Here is a 20,526-nt window from a genome sequence, read left to right as displayed (position 1 = left end):
ATTTCATGTCGTATCGCTGACGCGACTCGCTTATATCCCCGACCTAAAGAACGGGGTTTTACGTTCGATTTGATAAAACTTAGATAAATTCTTCTAACACTGAGTTTAAAAACACATGCCCTTGCTCGGTACATGCTAAGCGCGTGGCATCATCTACCATTAATTTTCGAATGCGTAGTGAGTCCAACGTTTCAGCCAAACTATCGAGATTCAAACCTGTCCGCTGCGCATAATATTCAGCTGCAACCCCATCATTTAAACGCAAAGCATTCATCATAAACTCAAATGGAAGTTCATCGGCTTCAATGCGTTTCCACTGCACATGCTCCGCAGGGACTTTAGCCAAATAGTCTTTGGGCAAACGAGTTTTCTGGAACCGATAGACCCCATCTGGCTGGGTCACTTTGGCATGTGCACCTGCCCCTATCGCTAAATAGTCGCCAAACTGCCAATAATTCAAATTATGCGCGGAAGGCTGCTCTTTACGCCATGCCGAAACTTCATAATTGATAAAACCCTGCGCTTTTAAATAAGCTTCACCTTGGGCTTGAATCTCTTCAAGCACATCGTCCACAGGTAAGACAGGCTTGGTTCTAAAGAACACGGTATTCGGTTCAATCGTGAGTTGATACCATGAAATATGGGTTGCACCATTGTCCACGGCAAGCTTCAAATCCAGTAGAGCTTGTTCTAAATTCTGCTCAGGTAAACCATGCATGAGGTCGACATTAATTCGCTGAAAGCCTGCATCACGCGCAAGGCCAATTGCAGAAATCGCATCGGTATTGCTATGAATTCGTCCTAACTTGGTCAAATGTTCAGTATTAAAACTTTGAACCCCTATCGACAACCGATTGATACCTGCCGCTAAATAATCGGCAAAAGGGTCATGTTCGACTGTACCTGGATTGGCTTCTAAGGTAATTTCACAATCGGTCTCAAAGGGCAGTAGTGCTTTTAACTGGGCAAATAACCATTGATACCCTTGTGCTGAAATCAAAGACGGCGTTCCGCCGCCAATAAACACACTATGAATATGACGCCCTTGAGCAAACTCGAGTTGAGTTTTAAAGTCTTCCACCAAAGCATGTAAATATTCTTGCTCTAGATCTAAAGACAGTTTGCCATCTGGCACCGCATGCGAGTTGAAGTCGCAATAGGGACACTTACGCACACACCACGGCATGTGAATATATAAAGACAACGGAATATTTGCAGGATGTAAATCAGTCAAGGAAGAGACTCTAAAGCACAGCGGTAATCTTGCATATTTTAACATGACTGCATCAAGACACTTATGAAATCTGTGTCTATTTGGATTAGACTGATAAAAAGACAAGAAGAATGAATGGTTTAAAATGATGAAAATATCGAGCCACTTGCTGTTTATGCTACCACTGGCCTTTGGTATTGGCATTGCTATGACTTTTCAAACGGCACTAAATACACAACTCAGAGAATATTTTTACTCTCCACTACAAGCTGCATTGTTATCCTTCTTCATTGGAACCTGCGTTTTAGCACTTTTGGTTGTACTTCAGCCTGTCGACAAACCACAGTTACATGATTTTTCCAATATTCCATGGTACTTATGGCTCGGTGGTTGCTTAGGGGTTTATGCTATCAGTATAAGCATCTATACTGCGCCTAAATTAGGCTTTCTCACGTTTTCAGGTTTGGTTATTTTTGGACAAATCCTGACCTCCGTGATTTTTGACCACTATGGTCTACTTGGTACCGAAAAAACCCCTGTCAATTGGCAGCGTTTACTTGGTGGCGTCGTAATTTTTATTGGTGTGCTTCTCACTTTACAACGCTGAATTTATTTAGACCAAGCACATGATGAATATGAGTAATTTTTGTGTCGACTACAAATAAAATCACGTCCCATCGTTTCGAATTAAAAAAGTTATTGGTGTTAATGCTGCCCATCCTGATCACGCAGTTTTCTCAAGCGGGTCTCGGGTTAATTGATACCATCATGGCGGGACATTTATCTCCTACTGATTTAGCCTCGATTGCCGTCGGTGTCGGTTTATGGATACCAGTGATGTTGCTATTCAGTGGCATCATGATTGCGACAACACCGTTGGTGGCAGAAGCCAATGGCGCACGTACCCCTGAAAAAATCGCCACTATTGCTCGTCAGTCCCTTTGGGTGGCCTTTATTTTGGGGAGCATTGCGGGTTTAATTTTACAAAGTATGCCGCTCTTACTGCCACTCATGGGTGTACCTGCAAACTTACTGCCGAAAGCCAGCCTATTTTTACATGCCATTGGCTTTGGCATGCCTGCGGTGACTATGTATGCAGCACTGCGTGGATACTCTGAGGCACTCGGCCATCCACGTCCTGTGACCGTCATTAGCTTAGCGGCCTTGGTTCTTTTGGTTCCACTGAACTTTGTCTTTATGTATGGTTTCGGCCCGATTCCAGCACTCGGTTCAGCAGGCTGCGGATTTGCCACTGCGATTTTACAATGGATCATGTTTTTCACCTTAGCCACTTATATTTTTAAAGCTTCGGCATATCAAAAAACTCAAGTGTTTAGTACTTGGGAGAAGATGGATCGCTATTGGATCGAACGCATTTTAAAACTTGGTTTACCCATTGGCTTAGCGATTTTCTTCGAAGTCAGTATTTTTAGTACCGCTGCAATTATTCTGAGTCCACTGGGTGAAACCATTGTGGCGGCGCATCAAATTGCAATGTCGGTCACCTCTCAGTTATTTATGATTCCGATGTCCCTTGCCATCGCCCTGACTATTCGTGTTGGGACCTACTATGGCGAAAAAAACTGGGAGGCTATGCGAAAGGTGCAAAAACTCGGACTGGCGACAGGTACGGTTTTGGCGCTGATGACCATGCTGCTGATTGCACTGTTTCGTCCTGAAATTGTGGCAATTTATACCTCAGATCATGAAGTATCAGAAGTTGCGATGTATTTACTACTGTTCGCACTCGCCTACCAACTGATGGACGCTTGGCAAATTAGTGCCGCAGGCTGCTTACGCGGCATGCAAGACACCAAAGGTCCAATGTGGATCACAATGGTTGCCTATTGGATCGTGGCCTTTCCGGTCAGTATCTATTTGGCGCGCTACACCAACATAGGTGCAGCAGGTGTTTGGATTGGACTAATTGTCGGTTTAAGCGTGGCATGTGTCCTGCTCTTGCTCCGACTTTATAACAACAATAAACGCCTCAGTCAGGACTATCCATAAGTCATGCATGGCATGGAATAGGAAGGAGCCAGACTCTTCTCCTATTCCAGTTGTTCTACTGTTGTGCCAAAGTGTCTTTCAGACCTTGTGGCACTTCACTCTCATCCTCAACGTCTTTAACCACCACCTGCCCCACGATCACCTCACTGCCATTAAAGGTCATGGTGGGTGAACCATACAGGCTATAACCTTCATTCAGTGCTTTGGTGACACGCGCACAAAAATGTACATCGTCCTTGCCTGTAAAATAACGATAAACTTTCATTTATTTCTTACTCAAAATTTTTCGCACAGTGTAACGCGATTTTTAAATGCAGAGACATCTTGTGTGCAATTCACTCAATTGACCACTATTATTTAAATAGAAACATCAGCTTAACAATTTAAAGTAGGCAGTTTAGCATTTGTCGCCTATGATCAAATCTGAGATGTAATGAAGATGCCCCGAGGAATATCGCATGGCAAATACGACTCGTACGCCCGGTCGTCGCTTTATGAAACTTGCCAGTATGACAGCAAGTATCGCAACCAAAACTGTGACCAATTCAATTAAAAACTTCAATGCCGATGAAGATAAAAAAAATGCGGCGCGCAGTCAGCTTTTTCAGGACATTGGACTTCAAATTGCAGATACCTTAGGTGAAATGAAAGGTGCCGTGATGAAAGTCGGGCAAATTGCATCTCAATACAAAGACATTTTCCCGCCTGAAGTGGCACGTGCAATTAGTAAATTACAACGTCAAGCGCCTGCGATGCCTTTTCAAGAGATCAAAGCTCAAGTTGAAAAAGAACTGGGTAAACCGCTCAATCAAATTTTTACAGCCTTTGAAGAACAACCCTTTGCCGCGGCCTCCATTGGCCAAGTGCATAAAGCTACTTTACCGAGTGGTGAGCAAGTTGTAGTTAAAGTTCAATATCCGGGTGTAGAAGAAGCCTGTGAAAGTGACTTAAAACAAGTCCGTTTAGCGCTCCGCTTAATGGGTGTGCTCAAAATTGACCGTAAGTTACAAGATCAACTCTTTAAAGAAATTCAAGACAGTTTGGATAACGAGCTGAACTATCAAATAGAAGCGCAAAACTTGGAGGTCGCACGAACCTTTCATCAGGCCCTAGACCCTAAGATTATTATTCCTCAAGTCTATAAAGACTATTCAAGCCGCCATATTTTAACCTTAAGCTTAGAGCACGGCGAAAGCATTGAAACTGCCAGTACATGGTCACAAGACACACGCAATGAACTGGGGCGTCGTTTATTTCGTGCCATTGGCCGTGAGATTTTCTTCTTAAAGCGCTTCCACTGCGACCCACATCCGGGCAACTTTGCCTTCCGAGAAGATGGTAGCGTGATCGTATATGACTACGGCGGTGTAAAAACCCTATCGACTGAAATCGTGATGCATTTTAAGCAGCTGATTCAAGCAGCGCGCGACAGTGATATCTTGGTCATGGAACAGCAACTGACTGCTTTGCACTCCATGTCTGAGCAAGGCAAGTTCCCTGCCGAACTGTATGAAGCATGGTTAGAAGTGCTCATGCGTCCACTGACCACTTTGTATGACTTTGCCGAAAACTCAGCGCATCATGATGGCATTGAACTGGTCAAACCATCGCTAAAATACTGGGATGTGTTTAAACCCTCACCCGATACACTAATGGTCAATCGAACAGTCTCAGGACATTATTGGAACCTGATTCATCTCAAAGTACACGACAACCTCAATGATCTATTTGAAGAGTTGGTGCCACCTCCTGCCTAAATAAGAACTGCGGGCACGATAAAATCGCTACAACTCAATAAACCCAGTTACATAAAGTCACGGGGTTTATTTTGACTTCCTTATTGTTATATTATAACATTTCAAAATAACACATTTAAGGAGAAGTCTATGCGTGCCAATATTCATCCAGAGTATCGTGAAGTTCTGTTCCACGACACCAATGCCGACGCGTTTTTCGTGATCGGCAGTACCTTACAAAGTCATCAAACTCGTGAGTATGAAGGCAAGACTTATCCTTACGTCAGTTTAGATATCTCAAGTGCTTCACATCCGTTTTATACCGGTGAACAACGTCAAACCAGTAATGAAGGTCGTGTTGCAAGCTTCAATAAACGTTTCGCGCGTTTCAAACGCTCACAATAATTTCATTTTTCTTTAAGCTATACGCGTTATTGTAAAGATATCAAGAAGCCTAAGACCTCCTCCAGCTTAGGCTTCTTTTTTATGTATTCTTTTCTGGTTCCTATTTTGACCATCTTTTTTTTCTTAATGTTTAAGCACACTATCCAACAGATAAAATCCGATCCCAAGCACGATGACACCCACCACTAAGCTCGACAGGACGTAACTCAAAGCCAGGACTGTTTGCCCCTGTCTAAATAACTGAAAAGTTTCGAGGCCAAAACTAGAAAATGTCGTAAAACCGCCCAGTATGCCCACCATCAAAAATAAACGTGCTTCTTGTTGCAGTACTGGAAACTTCTGGCTGAATGCAAAGAAAATACCCGCAGCAAAACAACCGATGATGTTGATCCACCATGTCGGCCATGGAAAACTCATACTCGGTTTAAACAACCATAATCCTGCACCGTAGCGTAAACAGGCACCTATTCCGCCCCCCATTGCCACCAAGATCCAATTCATTGACCTATCCTATTCTTTACAAAATGCGGTATGGATAAGTCCGAAGTTATCCACAGTTCATCAACTATAATGCTATTAAACCTGAATCAATCCTCGCACTTCAAGGTTTTTCAACATCGGTTGTTGATCCCTACATATCTTATTGTCTCACTCTCAAAAGTGAACACTAGCATTCAAACTCACACATGCTTTACATGGGATATTAAACCTAGCATCGCCGAATATCTTTACTTCCCCTAATGTGCTCTATGACCAATACAATATAGATTCCCAAAATCACTAGCACTCGTTCTTCATGCAAAACAGAAGGTTTTCTCTCAGGCAAAAACTCACAAGAGCACACTTTTTGGGTATGATGTGGATATAAATTTAGTCGGAAATAGACGCATGGCACAGGTATTATTGGCTCAGCTTGCAGCGGGCGAAGCAAAATTTTCAGATGTATTGGCTTTTATTGAAGCAGCCTATACACATACACCAACCGCATTTAAAAATGGTTTGCAGCACAATGCGGCAACTGAAAACCAAGGCAGCGCAAAAGTGTTTTCGTTTGCACAACTTCAAGGTCTCAATCAAGCGCAAACTTTAAGCCTATTTGCAGAACACTATGCTTCTGTTTTAGCTACACCTGATGCAACAGATCATCAAAATATTCGTCAGTTCATGTTGAATGGATGGGATGGTATTGAATTTGATGGTACGGCATTAACTGCAAAATAAAGATAAAAAAACCACGTTCAAGCAACTTGAACGTGGTTTTAAACAAATACAAGATTAATTTTATTATCAGATAGTTATAAACACTATTAACATTGATACACCTATAAGCATCCACAGATTTGACCAATAGGTTTCACGTGGAGCAAGACTTCATATGGGTGTTAATCGTCTAAAAAAATTAAAACAACACGATGAAGTAACTAAGCGCTACTTCCAATTTATCCCTTTACCCGTTCGATCCATTGGATTGAGTTGACCCGAAATACTTCACACGCACCATCACCCGTATCGGTCGGGGTTAAGGATGAGGTCCAGACCATATCTTTGTCTTTAATTTCAACCAACTCGCCTTTTAAACGAACCAAATCACCACGTTTCACGTGTTTAATTTGTTTAGCAATTTCTGGGTTGGCTGGAATAATGTGCATATTCGACACCATTTGCATGGCTTGCTCGGCAGGCACAGGCAAACGATCGATTTTCCAGTTGAGATAACGGTCGTATTGATTCACAGTAATATGACGTGCAATTTCAGGTTCAGCAAATAAGCCCCAACTCACGGCGTAGTCAATCGGAGAGAATTTGGCTTGTGCATCATCCGAATACATTTTAGAACCTAAAATTCGAAAATCACCTTTAAACGGTTTCAACACCGAAATCGATTGATTTTTAGAGGTCGGCGCTAAACCTTTGGCAATGTTGTAATCCACAGTGGCACTTGCACTGATGGGCAACAGCAAACTGCTGAGTAAACCGAGCAGGATAAATTTAGATTTCATTGCAAACCTCATTCCCATCGACCTAGGAAAATACGAACCAATTTCATCTTAATCCAGTTTCCTGAAAAGAAGCTTATGAACTTAGTAACATTGTGAACGAATTATGCAGTCTACTTTTAGCCACAGCACTTTTCAGTTAGGCTAGAGCTGAAGAACAGAGCCCCAAAAAATAATCATGCTTTATAAATACTATCAACAACACATCTTTCCACATGTCCTAAATCAGGTCATGCAAGTACCAAGCTTAATGGACAAGCGCCGCGAACTGCTTTTGCCAATTCAGGGAGAGGTATTGGAAATTGGTTTTGGTACAGGGCTGAATCTGCCCTTTTATCAAAATGTCGATACTGTCTTTGCCCTTGAACCCAGTCCTGAAATTTATCATTTGGCTTTAGATCGGGTACAAACAGCAGCATTTGAAGTGCATCATGTACAAGCCCGTGCGGAAAAGCTGCCTTTTGCTGACCAGAGCCTTGAGCATGTGGTCAGTGCATGGACATTGTGTAGTATTGCTGGGCTAGAACAGGCTTTGGCGGAAATATTACGCGTGCTCAAACCGGGTGGCACCTTACATGTGGTGGAGCACGTATTAAATACAAATAACCTTTATATTCAGCGCCTACAACACTTACTCACGCCTGTGCAAAAGCGTTTAGCCGATGGTTGCCATCTCAATCGAAACATTGAACAGGCCTTAAAAGCAGCAGGTTTTAATTTGATAGAACAACACTACTTTTATGCCGAAGGTATTCCGAAACTCGGACAACTGATGTTTTTTGCACGTGCTCAAAAGCCACACTCAAGCGATGGATCATGATAGTCATGTAGAAAGCATCTGCTCTATATAAAGAAATGCCTTCATGGGTAGACATTATCAAGCTTATTCGATCGTATCGAAGTCGATGCGGACCGTTTCAAAACGAACCCGCCCTGCTTGAATCGCTTGCGCAATGGCAACTTGTCCTTTGGTTAACCTCGCCCCACCGCTTTTAATATCAATGAGAACAATTTCAATATCCTCTGGTCGCCCTTCACCATCACGCAGGTCGGTATAGCCATCAAAGACCACATAGTCGACAGGATCACCCAAAAACTTGGCATCACTAGGTAAGTATTCAAACTGCGGCATAATCGGTGCCAGTTGCTCCGCCATTTTGCCTTTGAGCACTGCACGACTGGTATTGACACTGCGCTTTTGTGCTTGAGCCAAAGCCTGCTGATGCTCTAGTTCTAATTCAGCAATGTAGCGCTCATATTCTGCTTTGATGCGTCCATTTCGGCTGTGACTTAAAATGAGGGTGGTCAAGACCACACCAATTGCTGCACCGATCAATATTGCCATCCATATGGACATGGTTCTTTCCTAATTTTGTGCTACAGGTAGCAAGATTTAAACTTACAACTTTGGTTTGGTGTCATATGCGACACACAAAAGAATGATATGCTAGGGGCGAGCAGAATAAAATCATTTAAGGTCATGAAAACGATATTAATCGCCAACCAAAAAGGTGGCTGTGGCAAAACGATAACCGCAATCAATTTAGCTTCGGCACTCGCACAAAAAGGTTATAAAGTGGCTTTGGCCGATGCCGATAATCAAAAATCTGCTCGTCAATGGTTAAAACAGCGTCCAGAGCAAGTGGCGCATATTCAAAGTTTAGATTGGCGCCATGAGAAATCGATAGGAGACGTACCTAAAAACATTGAATATTTAATTATCGATGCACCAGGTGCACTGTCTGGTGAGCATGCCGAACAACTGGTCAGTGAGGCGCACGCGATTGTGACCCCACTGCAACCCTCGTTTTTTGATATTGACAGTACCCGTCGTTTTTTAAAGCATTTACAAGACATTAAACGCATTCGTAAAGGCAAAGTGCAAATTTTGCTTTTGGCCAATCGTGTCAAAGCCAACAGCGCCAGTGCCAAAGACATCCAAGATTTTTTTGCGAAAATTGAACAACAACCTGTAGCGTGGATTTCAGAACGTACCGCGTATGGCCAATTGGCAATGCAAGGTTTAAGCGTATTTGATAAAACACAAAAGAATTACCTCTCCATTCAAAGCCAATGGCAACCGCTGCTCAACGCCATTGTCGATGATCCAAGTGCTTGGTTCTAAAATGTTTTACTATAGATAAAATGGGGCTATTCCCTATTTATAGTCGGTTATTCACGAGAACTTACCAAGGGTACGTTCTCGTGCGCATTTTTTTCAGTTAATATGACTTTGACCTTAGAGATATAGCAGTGAATACCGTGCAACGATACGCACCAGCCTTACAAAAAGTATTGTTATTTGGACTGATTTTTATTCTGTTCTATTTGAGCTTTCAAGTCCTGAAATACTTTATTGTACCTGTGCTTTGGGCTGCGATTATTGCCTACATCACATGGCCTTTATATCACTCAGTGCAGAAACTCTGTGGATCACGTCCAACCTTAAGTGCCACTATCATGATCAGTATGGTGGTGTTAGTTGTCGGTATCCCGCTGACCTTTGCCATCTTTATGCTGCAGCATGAAGGCCGTAATCTGTTTTATGAACTGCAAAGACAAGTGTTCTCAGGTCATTTAGATGTTCCGCAATTTATTCGGGATTTGCCGATTATTGGTAAAGAAGTCACCCGTACCTTAAAAGAAATCAACACTGATCCGAACAGTATTGTACAAAATGTCTCGGGCTGGTTTCAAAGCCACTTAAACTATGGTCGTTTGGTGCTGAGTGAAATTAGTAAAAATATTTTTAAACTCTGTTTTGCGGTGATGTCGTTATTCTTCTTCTATCGTGACGGACAAACCATTTTAAATCAGGTCAGTAAAGCGCTGGAAATGGTGATTGGCCCACGTATCCACCACTATTTAGACACCATTTCAGAAACCACGCGTGCTGTGGTCTATGGGGTTGGCCTGACTGCAATTGCTCAAGCACTCTTGGCAGGCCTGAGCTATTTTGTTGCTGGTGTCCCAAACCCAATGGTACTGACCATTGTGACCTTTATCTTTGCACTCATTCCTTTTGGCCCTCCTGTGGCATATAGCGCCGTGTCTTTATGGTTATTCTCTCAAGGACAGACTATTGAAGCGATTGGAGTGATGGCGTGGGGTGTCTGTGTGGTCAGCACAGCAGACAATGTGATTCGCCCATTGGTGATCTCAGGTGCAACGCAAATTCCGTTCTTGCTCATCATGTTTGGTGTATTGGGTGGTTTAGCCAGCTTTGGTATGGTCGGCTTGTTTGTCGGCCCCGTGATTCTAGCGGTACTGTTAGCCATTTGGCGCGAATGGCTACATGAACAAGTCAATGAACCCCTAATGATGCCGAAAGCGACATTGGCTTATGATCCACCTGAAGAGCCTTTAGATACGCCCAAAAAATAAGTTCTGTGAAATGAATTGAGCGCATGCTTTCCTCGAAAGTATGCGTTTTTTTATGTCAGATACAAAAACGCTGTACGGACAACATTGAACCGAAGCCTTGGCTTTGTTTGAATGGTTCTGAATTTTAAGGAAAAAAGGATCCAACATGTTGTCTTCTGCTTTCAAATTAAGTGCACTTGTGACTTTAATCGGTTTAGGGACTGTGGCATGTACCACTACACCCACTGAAACCAATACGATGGTCAAAGACGTCGATGTACACGCTGTTTCAACTGCAGGTGTAGCACAAAAAATTGGCACCATTCGTTTTATTGATAGCCCTGTTGGTTTAGCGATTCAAACCAATTTGACTCAACTTCCACCCGGCCCACACGGTTTTCATATCCATGAAAAAGGTTCGTGTGATGTGGCTGAAAAAGAAGGAAAACCTGTGGCTGCTTTAGCGGCTGGGGGACACTTTAACCCAGAAAAAGCACCAAACCACGGCACACCACTGAATGGCCATATGGGTGATTTACCGATCTTGAATGTCGACTCGGCAGGTAATGCAAAAGTCAATTTACTCGCTCCTCGCTTAAGTTTAGCCGACGTTGAAGGCTTAGCCGTAATGGTACATGCAGGTGGTGATAACTATTCAGACACCCCTAAACCACTTGGCGGTGGCGGTGACCGTATCGCGTGTGGCGTGATTAAATAAGGCTATCGCCTTTGCACTGTGAATAAAACAGTGGGTGGTGTTCTTACCTCGTATCTGTGGATAAGTTTCAACTTATACACACAATGCAGCGGAGCCATGCTCTGCTGCATTTTTATTGTCATAGGTGAGTTTTTCATACAATAGACCGCAGCATTAAATTGACAGTGCCCTGAAAAAAGTTCAGGCTAAAACCAAAATAAAACTAAGCCTAGACTATTACATCGTGAACAATCTTCGTCAGTGGTTTCAGTCCTTTCAGTCTAATGCAATTTTTATGTATTGCTTGCAAATCTTGATTGTGCTGAGTGGCACAACCTTAGGTTTATATTTTTTAGGACTGCAACAGTTCATCGTTCCGACCACATTAGGCGCAATTGCAACAGCCTTAACTGACTTCGATGATCGGCTCAGCATTCGTCTCAGAAACCTAGCCTATGTCTGTATACTGTTCTTTAGCGTCAGCAGCATTTTAGATTTTTTACATCCTTATAAATTCCTCTTCATCTTATATTTATCACTGTCTAGTGCTTGTTTTATTTTACTGGGGGCACTGGGGCAACGCTATGCAGCAATGAGCTTTGGCACCATTCTACTTTCCCTATACAGTATGTTTGGCCTAGGTGAATATTCGGCTTGGTACTTTCAACCCAGTTGTTTTGTCTTAGGGGCATTGTGGTATGGATGTACTGCCATTGTGTTTTATATCCTTAAACCCACCTTGGCCGTTCAGGACAACTTAGCCCGCTGTTTTAACCAAGTTGCCGATTTGCTCAACGCAAAAGCACGTCTATTCGACCCAGACAATCGAGACAATGTAGAAGCGCTGCTCTACAATTTATCCTTACAAAACAGTACTGTGGTGCAAAGTTTTAACCACACCAAAAGCTCACTACTGACGCGACTAAAAGCATCTCGCGCCAACCAAAATACAATTTATTGGCTCAACCTCTATTTTCTCGTTCAAGACATTCATGAACAAGCCAGCTCTAATTATTTACACTATGAGCAGTTACATCAAAACTTTAGCCGAACTGACCTCATTTTTCGTATTCAAAAAAATATTCGGCTGCAAGCCCTTGCCTGTCAGGCTTTGGCACGGTGTATCTTAACCAATCAAACCTATGTATCAGATCCAACAACTACTCAGGCGTTGCTGAATTTACACAGTTCCATGCAGGATTGGGTTCGAGATCATCCACACAATATTGAAGTCAAAAATCTACAACTGATTTTAAATAATTTGGACAGTGTGCATGAACGTTTTCAGCACCTCAACGAACTACAATCGCGCCAAGAACAGCGTTATCAACAGCATATTGATAACCTCAACTTATATGATGATGATATTCATGATTGGCATGATCTGTGGCTCAAACTCAGCCAACATCTCACTCCCCAATCCGCACTGTTTCGACATGCGGTACGCATCGCCTTTGTCTTTGCTGTGGGTTATGGCATCTCACTTCTACCCTTTGCGCAACATGGCTATTGGATTTTACTCACCAGTTTATTTGTTTGCCAAATGCGTTATTTCGCCACCAAAAGCCGCTTAAAAATGCGAACCTTGGGCACTATTTTGGGCGTTATTTTAGGGATTCCGCTGCTATATTTTGTGCCGAGTATTGAAGGACAACTGCTACTAACCATTATTTTTGGCGTGTGCTTTTTCTATCTCAGTTCCAAAAAATATGCCATGGCGACCCTAATGGCAACACTCATGGTGCTGCTGATTTTTAATTTAAAAGGTGCAGGCTATGCCATTATTTTACCGCGAATTATAGACACCCTCATTGGTTGTGCCATTGCTTGGTTCGCAGTGAGTTTTATTTGGCCCGATTGGGACTTCCGCAATATTTCCAACACCATTAAAAAAGCATCCGATGCAACCCTCAACTATTTCAATGCCATCTGTGAGCAATATCAACACGGCAAAAATAATAGTCTGGCTTACCGCAGTGCTCGTCGTACTGCGCATAATGCCCAAACTGAACTGGCGAATATGATTTCTAGTCTCAGTACCGAGCCCAATCCAAACCCAGAACTGGTACATCATGCTTTTCGCTACTTGGTATATAGCCACAGTCAACTCAGTTATATTTCTGCTTTGGGAAGTCACCGAGAATTGGTACAGGATACACAAGTGCTGGAACTCATGCTCTGGTGTCAAAATACGCTAAATCATGTACTGCTCCATCAGCAGGCATTAGCTGAACTCGATATCCAGCAGAAACTGGCAGAGATTAAACGCTTAAATGCTCAAGAAACCATGAATCAGAATTTACACTTGGTCCTCAAACAAATCAGCCTACTACTGGAAACCTTGCCCGAATTGCTGAAGTTAAAAACGGAACTACTGGCCCGAGACATTAAATAAAACGGACTACACAACGACGATCTTTAAATGGTTCATGATGTACGGGTGTATTGTGGTTCATTTTTATCTGGTTCTTGCGTACACTCGAGCTTCATTCTCATAGATTTTTTGACCATGAACATTCAGACATTACGTGTTGTAGGATTTTTAGAAGGGATTTCTTTTTTACTGTTGTTATTCGTTGCGATGCCAATGAAATACATCTTTGATAACCCGATCCTAGTCAAATACGTGGGTATGGGGCATGGCGTATTATTTATCTTGTTTCTCATCGTGCTGTTTGTGGTCTGTGAAAAGCAAAAATGGTCTTTGAAGATGTTTATTTTAGGTTTGATCGCTTCAATCTTACCTTTTGGGCCTTTTGTGTTTGATGCCAAAATTAAAAAATTAGAACCTGAGCAAGCTGAAGCCTAAGTTAAAAAACTGGCTTTAAAAGGATTTTTTAGAGCAGTAATAAAAAAGCGCCCATTCAAATGAATGCGCGCTTTTTTTATAATGTGAACTTAGCTGAATTCAGCGAATAAAATCTTAGTAAACACCACTCTCAAGACGTTTTTGCATCACTTTTTTCACGGTCGCACGTGGAAAGCTAAACCACAACGCAATTAAACTGAGGCAGACCAAACTGTAGGCCCAAAGACCAAATGCCACATAAGCCATACGCACCAGTTCAATCACGAAGAAAAACGTAAACATCATCAGTACCGAAACGGCTGCGGCGACCGTCCCTTTGGACACCTCCGATGACATCAACGCAAAGCGATATAACACCGAAAAACTGATACCTTCGCCAAAGCTCACCAAAGTCATCCCCACAATCAGTAACGGCAAGAAATAGCTTTGGAAAATGGTGCCGAGCACCACCAAAAGCGTACCGACGAACATTAAAGGCAAACCGAGTAACACAGTTTTACCGAGTGCCATTTTGTCGATGACTTTAATCAATACAATGTTGCCCAGAATGAGACCGCCCAAGACGGGGAACTGTGCCAAGCCGTATTGCATACTGCTCAAGCCAAGTTCTTCCACCAAAATCACAGGCGACAGCGCAATCCACAGCATCAAAGGCATGGCGACCATGGGTAGGCCAAAGGTGAGCGCCAAAAAGGTCTTATTTTTATAGACCGTTTTATAGTCATCCCAAATATAGCGCAGCGGCTTTTTAGAATGACGCTGCTGTGTCGCAGGCATTTTGGCTTTTAAACCAAACCAACTTAAAAAAGCCAAAAAGGCGATGCCAATAAAGCCCCAATGCCATGACACATGGTCAATCATAAATGCGCCAACAACGGGACCAAGCAGCGGTGCCAACAAAGAAATATTGGCCATGAGTGCCATGACTTTAATGGCATCACGTTCTTCAAAACTTTCCTGTACTGCGGCATAACCCACAGCAGAAATCATCGATAGCCCCACGCCTTGTAAAAAGCGGAGCGCCAAAAAAGACTCAATGTTTTGAGTGAGTAAAATCGCGAGGCAGGTCAGCACGAAAAATGCCACACCTGCGAGCAACACTTTTTTACGGCCTAAACGGTCTGAGAGTGGTCCAAGCAGCCACGCGACACAAGCACCGCCCAGTAAGTAAAAGGACATAGAGGATGGTGCCCACGCACTGCTTACTCCAAAGTCTTGGGTAATCGCGAGCATAGCAGGCTGGACTAAATCGTTACCGATATAGACCGAAAATTCGAATAAAACCAATGCCAAAGGAAACATCAATGTGGCACGGCTTAACTTTAAAGTTTGTACGTTTTGCATTGTTATCTACATATAAAATGCGTACAAGCCTGAGCAAAGTCAGTTAGAGGGAGAGACGACTAAGCCCAATGGCAAGCACTGTAAAATTGAATAAAAAATGTGTGGGTGCGAGAAATGCACACTGGTTTTACGCTGTATTCACAAAGCGTTTTTAGAAAAGGTGTTATTAAAATAGACTGAGCGGTGACACTGACAAAGCTCAGTTAAGCTATTTTAGCAGTGTTGCATCTGTTTGTATTGTTACTTTTTTAAGTTTCATCTGTCGCATTTGGTTTTGTATTAGGCGCAATAAAATGCCCTTGTTTTAAGTCCTCATACGCCTGTAAAACTTCGGTGAAGGTGTTCATGACAAAATAACCGCGTCCATAAATCGGTTCATTTAAAGGCTGCCCACTGAGTAATAAAAAAGCGCTGTCTTGTACCGCTTGTATTTCAAGGTGCTCGCCATGATTGGACATGACTGCCATCTGCTGTGCTTCAACGGTTTCGCCACTATTGAGTTGAAGACGACCACTACGGATATACAGCAGTGTCGTTTCGCCTTCCAATGCAGGTAAAACTGTTTTCGTATCCGCTGCAAGCTGAACATCCAACACGGTCATAGGGCTATGCGTTTGAGCAGGCCCTGTCTAGTTTTCATACGTCCCTGCAATCACCCTGACCGTTCCTTGAGCTTTCGCCAACTCAACTTCTGAAATAGCTTCATGACTCAAGTGTTGGTAACGTGCAGGATTCATTTTGTCTTTGGCTGGTAGGTTGACCCACAGTTGGATCATTTCAAATACCCCACCTGTTTTGGAAAATGCCTCACTAAATACTTCTTCGTGTAGTACTCCAGCCCCTGCTGTCATCCACTGTACATCCCCTGCCCCAATCACACCGCCACTGCCTGTAGAGTCCTGATGGGTGAGTTCACCTTGATAAACAATGGTTACGGTTTCAAAGCCACGATGCGGATGTTCACTCACGCCCTTTTTTAAGCGAGTTGGTTGTAAATAACTCGGGCCTATATGATCCAGCAATAGAAAAGGTGAAACCGAATTCCCCAGTTCATAGTGGCTTTGTTGCACAAACCTATCTGTAAAGGCTTTTTCAGCGATATAATTTTCAAATGAAGAAGCCTACACACAAAATCTACCGCACAACCAATTGGCCCGCATATAACCGAGCACTCATTAGTCGCGGAAATATTGCCATTTGGTTTGATCCTGCTACGCAATGGTATGCGCCATCAAAAGGCAAACAAGGGCGAAATCAAACCTACTCCGACGCAGCCATCCAATGCTGCTTAATGATTAAATCCTTATTCCGTCTGTCTTTACGTATGGTCACTGGCTTTGTGCAAAGTCTGATTAAACTTTGCGGATTAAATTGGATAGCTCCAGATTACACCACGCTTTGTAGAAGACAAAAGCATATTGATATTGTAATCAGCTACCAAAAAAGTAGCGATGGGCTGCATCTACTCATGGACTCTACAGGCATGAAGTTTCTAGGTGAGGGCGAATGGAAACGCAAGAAACATGGACCTGAATATCGTCGCCAATGGCGTAAACTTCATATTGGTATAGATGCTAAAACCCTACAAATACGAGCAGTTCAGCTTACAACCAATAATGTCAGTGATTCACAGGTGCTTGGTGATTTACTTAATCAGATTCCACAAGATGAGCGGATTGACTCTGTTTATACCGATGGAGCTTATGACACCAAGCAATGCCGTCAGGTCATTGCAGATCGGCAAGGGCATGCGGTGATTCCACCTAGAAAAAATGCGAAACCATGGAAAGATACAAAGAGTAGCTCGCTAGAGCGAAATGAATTACTTCGAACAATTAAACGTTTAGGCAGGACACTATGGAAAAAATGGTCAAGCTATCATCGTCGAAGTTTGGTTGAAACTAAGATGCATTGCATCAAATTATTAGGCGATAAACTCAGTGCAAGGAGTTTTGATAGCCAAGTGAATGAAATCCATGCACGTGTAGCAGTCCTTAACAGATTTACGGAATTAGGTCGACCACTTACCCAAGTTACGCCTTAAATTTAGCTCAATTAGGGGTGCTTTGCATTTCCAATCTTTGTGCAACAAAGCCACATTTTTATATAAAAAATCATCGTAACCTTTATATTTGGCCAAAAAACTTTCAGACAGACTCGAAAAACTATGATTCCAATCACCATCAAAACCAACAACTTGTGAACTAAAATCAATCCCCAAATTTTTATATTCCACATCCAGTATCTTTAATAACCCTAAAACTCTAATACTTTTTTGACTTAAAAATAATCCTTCGCTTTTCCTCCTTCCAAAAAGGAAATTATTTTTTCTAATGAATTATTTTTGTTTGAATATATTTCTATTTCATCCATAAAATCACAAACAATTTCTAGCGCTTCCTCAATTTTAGTTTCAAAATCAATCCATGTCTTTACTTCTTTCACATGATCTGAAAAATACTGATACCAAACATTATCTTTCAACTGTTCTTGTAAATCTTTGATTTGATCAACTGATATTTTTATTTCATCCGTTTTATACATTGCTTTTGTATAGCCAAAAAAGTAGCTTTCTTTTTCATATAAAGCACCAAATAGATCATCAAAGTTCATTTCACCTTTTGACACATCCCAATTTTCTATTGCCCCCATTACATCCATAAAATGATCATACTTCGTCGGCAAATAATGTGACAAATCAAAACCGTTCCCAACAATCAAAATATTCATTTTTATAAAACCCCAAAAAGCAAAAAAGCGCATCAACCGATACGCTTTTTATGAGGCAAACTTGCCTATATTTCAACCATAAATCAAAGATTTATTATGCACATTTGGCTGTTTGGAAGTTCTTGGTATTTTTACCGCGCGCACATTGGTAAGAGGTTTTCGTCGCAGTTTTTTCCCAGTCACCATCGACCAACTTAAAGTTATACACGGTACGTACTGACTTCACCGAATCATCTAACAACCCTGTTTCAGTCACTTTAACTTCTGCCGCAGTCGGTGACTCAACCGTATTAAAGTACTGACGAATTTCAACCGTAGCCAACTCATTACGCAAATCTGGACGCTCTTTAAGTACCTGAGCCAACGGCGTATCTGACGAACCGACTTTATTTACTAATTCTTTGGTCGTCGCACAACCAGACAATAATCCCACACATACGGCCGAAGCTAAAATAAGACGCAACATAAATCCCACCCAAAATTCATTATTTATCAGTCCATCATGCCTTTTTTAGGCCTATTACACTATTTAGTAAATGTAATTCAGTCCCTTCAACCATAAAAAAGCGCATCACGGTGGATGCGCTTTTAAAACCCAATTCGGACTTAAAGGTCGAATAATTTACCTGGGTTCATAATCCCGTTTGGATCGAAAACTTGCTTCAATGCCTTCATATATTCAATCTCTTCCGCCGAACGGGTGTAGTCAAGGTATGGCTTTTTGGTCATGCCAACGCCGTGCTCCGCAGAAATTGAACCGTCGTATTTTTTCACAGTTTCAAAGACATATTTATTCACCACCTGACATTTGGCAAAGAATTCGTCTTTGCTTAAATCAGTCGGTTTTAAAATATTTAGGTGTAAGTTCCCGTCACCAATATGGCCGAACCAGCAGATTTCAAAGTCAGGGTAGTTACTTGCCACAATCGCATCAATTTCTTTAATAAATGCAGGCACATGCGTAATCAAAACTGAAATGTCGTTTTTGTATGGTGTAAATGGAGCAATCGACTCAGAAATGTCTTCACGTAAACGCCATAAGCTTTCCACTTGATCGAGGCTTTGGCTCAACACGCCATCCAGTACCCAGCCTTGTTCCATGCAGTGCTCAAAAATTTCCATCGCCTTGTCCATAATTGGCTCAAATGGCGCTTCAAATTCTAACAATACATAGAATGGACATTCGGTTTCAAATGGACGTTGTACATGACCATGTGCCAACACTTTTTGCATTGCCAGTTCACCAAAGAACTCAAATGCAGTCAGGTCAATTTTTGCTTGGAAAGCATGCAGTACAGGCATCACAGCATCAAAGTCAGGTACACCCAATACCATTACTTGAAGGTCTTGCGGTTGGCGTTCCAGCTTGATTTCAGCTTCAGTCACTAAGCCCAGTGTCCCTTCACCACCAATGAATAAATGTTGTAGTGCATAACCGGTTGCGTTTTTGATCATGCCTTTGTTTAGACGCAGCACATCCCCCTTACCCGTGACTACAGTTAAACCAAGTACCCAGTTACGCGTCATACCGTATTTAATGACTTTAATACCACCTGCATTGGTGCCAATGTTTCCACCAATTTGACTCGAACCCGCAGAAGCAAAATCGACGGGGTAATACATGCCTTGCTCTTCAGCATAATTTTGCAACTGCTCAGTCACCACGCCTGCTTGGACGCGAACCATACGATCTGCTGGGAAGAATTCCAAGATTTGGTTCATCTTGTCCATGCTCACCACAATTTCACCGTTGGCAGCAACTGCACCGGCAGATAAGCCAGTACGACCACCTGATGGTGTAATCGCAACATTGAACTCATTTGCAAGTTTCACAACCGCTTGCACTTGTTCCGTGCTCGATGGAAAAACGATGACTGACGGGTTTGGATCAAAATGTTTGGTATGATCGCGCCCCCAATTTTCAAGGCTATCCGCATCAGTTTTAATGCGGTTTTCACCCACAATTGCTGTCAATTGGGTCAATAACTCTGGGGTTAAAGCGACTGGAGCATTCATCGTTTTCAGACCTTGCAAGAAGTAAACAAGTTGTTTGTGGCCGCTAGGGTTCTCTGCATGAAAAGCACTTCATTTCAGTCTTTCCATGCCCTAAGGCTCAGGCAGTTCGTGAGGATTTAAGCAGCAGTGTGCAACTGGCTTATTTTCACGGAGTCATATTATAAGGCATTTTTTCTGTTTCCCGCAGAAAAAGCTGTTTTATTCAG

At 42.4% G+C, this 20,526-nt stretch carries 24 protein-coding genes; 12 read left to right on the top strand and 12 right to left on the bottom strand.

Features of this window, described 5'->3' with window-relative positions; all coding sequences use genetic code 11:
• Positions 1-79 precede the first annotated feature (79 nt).
• A complete protein-coding gene (gene hemW, locus AC4MC0_RS01685) occupies positions 80-1,234 on the bottom strand; it encodes a radical SAM family heme chaperone HemW (RefSeq protein ID WP_335998440.1) in 1,155 nt (384 codons plus the stop codon).
• A gap of 124 nt (positions 1,235-1,358) precedes the next feature.
• Here hemW and AC4MC0_RS01680 point away from each other — a divergent pair, with 124 nt between their 5' ends.
• Both AC4MC0_RS01680 and AC4MC0_RS01675 read left to right on the top strand, forming a co-directional pair.
• Complete coding sequence (locus tag AC4MC0_RS01680) at positions 1,359-1,820, top strand: DMT family transporter (RefSeq protein ID WP_035326225.1); 462 nt, start codon at positions 1,359-1,361, stop codon at positions 1,818-1,820.
• 101 nt (positions 1,821-1,921) lie between these two features.
• Positions 1,922-3,223, top strand: coding sequence for an MATE family efflux transporter (locus AC4MC0_RS01675; RefSeq protein ID WP_087012034.1), 1,302 nt, complete (start codon positions 1,922-1,924; stop codon positions 3,221-3,223).
• Positions 3,224-3,278: 55 nt separating this feature from the next.
• Here the strand turns inward: AC4MC0_RS01675 and AC4MC0_RS01670 are convergent, their stop codons facing one another.
• Positions 3,279-3,488, bottom strand: coding sequence for a DUF1737 domain-containing protein (locus AC4MC0_RS01670; protein ID WP_335998441.1), 210 nt, complete (start codon positions 3,486-3,488; stop codon positions 3,279-3,281).
• Between the two features lie 193 nt (positions 3,489-3,681).
• Here AC4MC0_RS01670 and AC4MC0_RS01665 point away from each other — a divergent pair, with 193 nt between their 5' ends.
• A complete protein-coding gene (locus AC4MC0_RS01665) occupies positions 3,682-4,980 on the top strand; it encodes an ABC1 kinase family protein (RefSeq protein ID WP_335998442.1) in 1,299 nt (432 codons plus the stop codon).
• A gap of 129 nt (positions 4,981-5,109) precedes the next feature.
• Positions 5,110-5,364 carry a type B 50S ribosomal protein L31 gene (locus tag AC4MC0_RS01660; RefSeq protein ID WP_004691406.1) on the top strand — a complete coding sequence of 85 codons (255 nt, stop codon included), beginning with the start codon at positions 5,110-5,112 and terminating at the stop codon, positions 5,362-5,364.
• Positions 5,365-5,487: 123 nt separating this feature from the next.
• Here AC4MC0_RS01660 and crcB read toward each other — a convergent pair whose 3' ends face one another.
• Entirely contained in the window at positions 5,488-5,865 is a 378-nt protein-coding gene (crcB, locus tag AC4MC0_RS01655; protein WP_078425480.1) for a fluoride efflux transporter CrcB, read from the bottom strand.
• 387 nt (positions 5,866-6,252) lie between these two features.
• On the opposite strand from crcB, the gene AC4MC0_RS01650 reads away from it, so the two are divergent.
• A complete protein-coding gene (locus tag AC4MC0_RS01650; protein ID WP_058870378.1) occupies positions 6,253-6,585 on the top strand; it encodes a HopJ type III effector protein in 333 nt (110 codons plus the stop codon).
• Between the two features lie 218 nt (positions 6,586-6,803).
• Here the strand turns inward: AC4MC0_RS01650 and AC4MC0_RS01645 are convergent, their stop codons facing one another.
• The gene (locus AC4MC0_RS01645) at positions 6,804-7,364 is read right to left on the bottom strand and encodes a hypothetical protein (protein ID WP_335998443.1); all 561 of its coding nucleotides are present in this window, start codon (positions 7,362-7,364) and stop codon (positions 6,804-6,806) included.
• Positions 7,365-7,539: 175 nt separating this feature from the next.
• Between AC4MC0_RS01645 and AC4MC0_RS01640 the strand changes: the two genes are divergently transcribed.
• Positions 7,540-8,181, top strand: coding sequence for a class I SAM-dependent methyltransferase (locus AC4MC0_RS01640; RefSeq protein ID WP_335998444.1), 642 nt, complete (start codon positions 7,540-7,542; stop codon positions 8,179-8,181).
• Between the two features lie 63 nt (positions 8,182-8,244).
• Here the strand turns inward: AC4MC0_RS01640 and AC4MC0_RS01635 are convergent, their stop codons facing one another.
• Positions 8,245-8,718 (bottom strand): Holliday junction resolvase-like protein, encoded by a 474-nt coding sequence (locus AC4MC0_RS01635; protein ID WP_335998445.1) that lies wholly within the window; start codon positions 8,716-8,718, stop codon positions 8,245-8,247.
• A gap of 123 nt (positions 8,719-8,841) precedes the next feature.
• Between AC4MC0_RS01635 and AC4MC0_RS01630 the strand changes: the two genes are divergently transcribed.
• The 5 genes from AC4MC0_RS01630 (at position 8,842) to AC4MC0_RS01610 (ending at position 14,230) form a co-directional block, all read left to right on the top strand.
• Positions 8,842-9,486 carry a ParA family protein gene (locus tag AC4MC0_RS01630; protein WP_078389979.1) on the top strand — a complete coding sequence of 215 codons (645 nt, stop codon included), beginning with the start codon at positions 8,842-8,844 and terminating at the stop codon, positions 9,484-9,486.
• A 137-nt stretch (positions 9,487-9,623) separates the two neighbouring features.
• Complete coding sequence (locus AC4MC0_RS01625; RefSeq protein WP_335998446.1) at positions 9,624-10,745, top strand: AI-2E family transporter; 1,122 nt, start codon at positions 9,624-9,626, stop codon at positions 10,743-10,745.
• 145 nt (positions 10,746-10,890) lie between these two features.
• A complete protein-coding gene (sodC, locus tag AC4MC0_RS01620; protein WP_279681700.1) occupies positions 10,891-11,442 on the top strand; it encodes a superoxide dismutase [Cu-Zn] SodC in 552 nt (183 codons plus the stop codon).
• A gap of 223 nt (positions 11,443-11,665) precedes the next feature.
• Entirely contained in the window at positions 11,666-13,816 is a 2,151-nt protein-coding gene (yccS, locus tag AC4MC0_RS01615; protein WP_491887261.1) for a YccS family putative transporter, read from the top strand.
• Positions 13,817-13,930: 114 nt separating this feature from the next.
• A complete protein-coding gene (locus AC4MC0_RS01610) occupies positions 13,931-14,230 on the top strand; it encodes a DUF3817 domain-containing protein (protein ID WP_004977999.1) in 300 nt (99 codons plus the stop codon).
• 114 nt (positions 14,231-14,344) lie between these two features.
• Here AC4MC0_RS01610 and craA read toward each other — a convergent pair whose 3' ends face one another.
• The 3 genes from craA to AC4MC0_RS01595 form a co-directional block, all read right to left on the bottom strand.
• Positions 14,345-15,574: a chloramphenicol efflux MFS transporter CraA gene (gene craA / locus AC4MC0_RS01605; RefSeq protein ID WP_333653937.1), complete on the bottom strand. Its 1,230-nt coding sequence runs from the start codon at positions 15,572-15,574 to the stop codon at positions 14,345-14,347.
• A gap of 248 nt (positions 15,575-15,822) precedes the next feature.
• A complete protein-coding gene (locus AC4MC0_RS01600; RefSeq protein WP_491887260.1) occupies positions 15,823-16,176 on the bottom strand; it encodes a pirin-like C-terminal cupin domain-containing protein in 354 nt (117 codons plus the stop codon).
• 27 nt (positions 16,177-16,203) lie between these two features.
• On the bottom strand, positions 16,204-16,644 hold the full coding sequence (locus AC4MC0_RS01595) for a pirin family protein (RefSeq protein WP_491887259.1): 441 nt from the start codon (positions 16,642-16,644) through the stop codon (positions 16,204-16,206).
• A 41-nt stretch (positions 16,645-16,685) separates the two neighbouring features.
• Between AC4MC0_RS01595 and AC4MC0_RS01590 the strand changes: the two genes are divergently transcribed.
• Complete coding sequence (locus tag AC4MC0_RS01590) at positions 16,686-17,618, top strand: IS5 family transposase (RefSeq protein ID WP_491887258.1); 933 nt, start codon at positions 16,686-16,688, stop codon at positions 17,616-17,618.
• Here the strand turns inward: AC4MC0_RS01590 and AC4MC0_RS01585 are convergent.
• The 4 genes from AC4MC0_RS01585 to AC4MC0_RS01570 form a co-directional block, all read right to left on the bottom strand.
• Positions 17,586-17,810 carry a hypothetical protein gene (locus AC4MC0_RS01585; protein ID WP_491887257.1) on the bottom strand — a complete coding sequence of 75 codons (225 nt, stop codon included), beginning with the start codon at positions 17,808-17,810 and terminating at the stop codon, positions 17,586-17,588. The two genes, AC4MC0_RS01590 and AC4MC0_RS01585, sit on opposite strands and share 33 nt — an antisense overlap.
• 44 nt (positions 17,811-17,854) lie before the next feature.
• Positions 17,855-18,304, bottom strand: a complete 450-nt coding sequence (locus tag AC4MC0_RS01580) for an AbiH family protein (RefSeq protein ID WP_491887256.1) — start codon at positions 18,302-18,304, stop codon at positions 17,855-17,857.
• A gap of 94 nt (positions 18,305-18,398) precedes the next feature.
• On the bottom strand, positions 18,399-18,770 hold the full coding sequence (locus AC4MC0_RS01575) for a hypothetical protein (RefSeq protein ID WP_078389157.1): 372 nt from the start codon (positions 18,768-18,770) through the stop codon (positions 18,399-18,401).
• Positions 18,771-18,910: 140 nt separating this feature from the next.
• Entirely contained in the window at positions 18,911-20,320 is a 1,410-nt protein-coding gene (locus tag AC4MC0_RS01570) for an FAD-binding oxidoreductase (RefSeq protein ID WP_131230705.1), read from the bottom strand.
• Positions 20,321-20,526 lie beyond the last annotated feature (206 nt).

It is taken from the genome of Acinetobacter sp. CAU_H_S139_7 (assembly GCF_058599305.1).
This window is presented reverse-complemented; position numbering and strand designations above follow the sequence as displayed.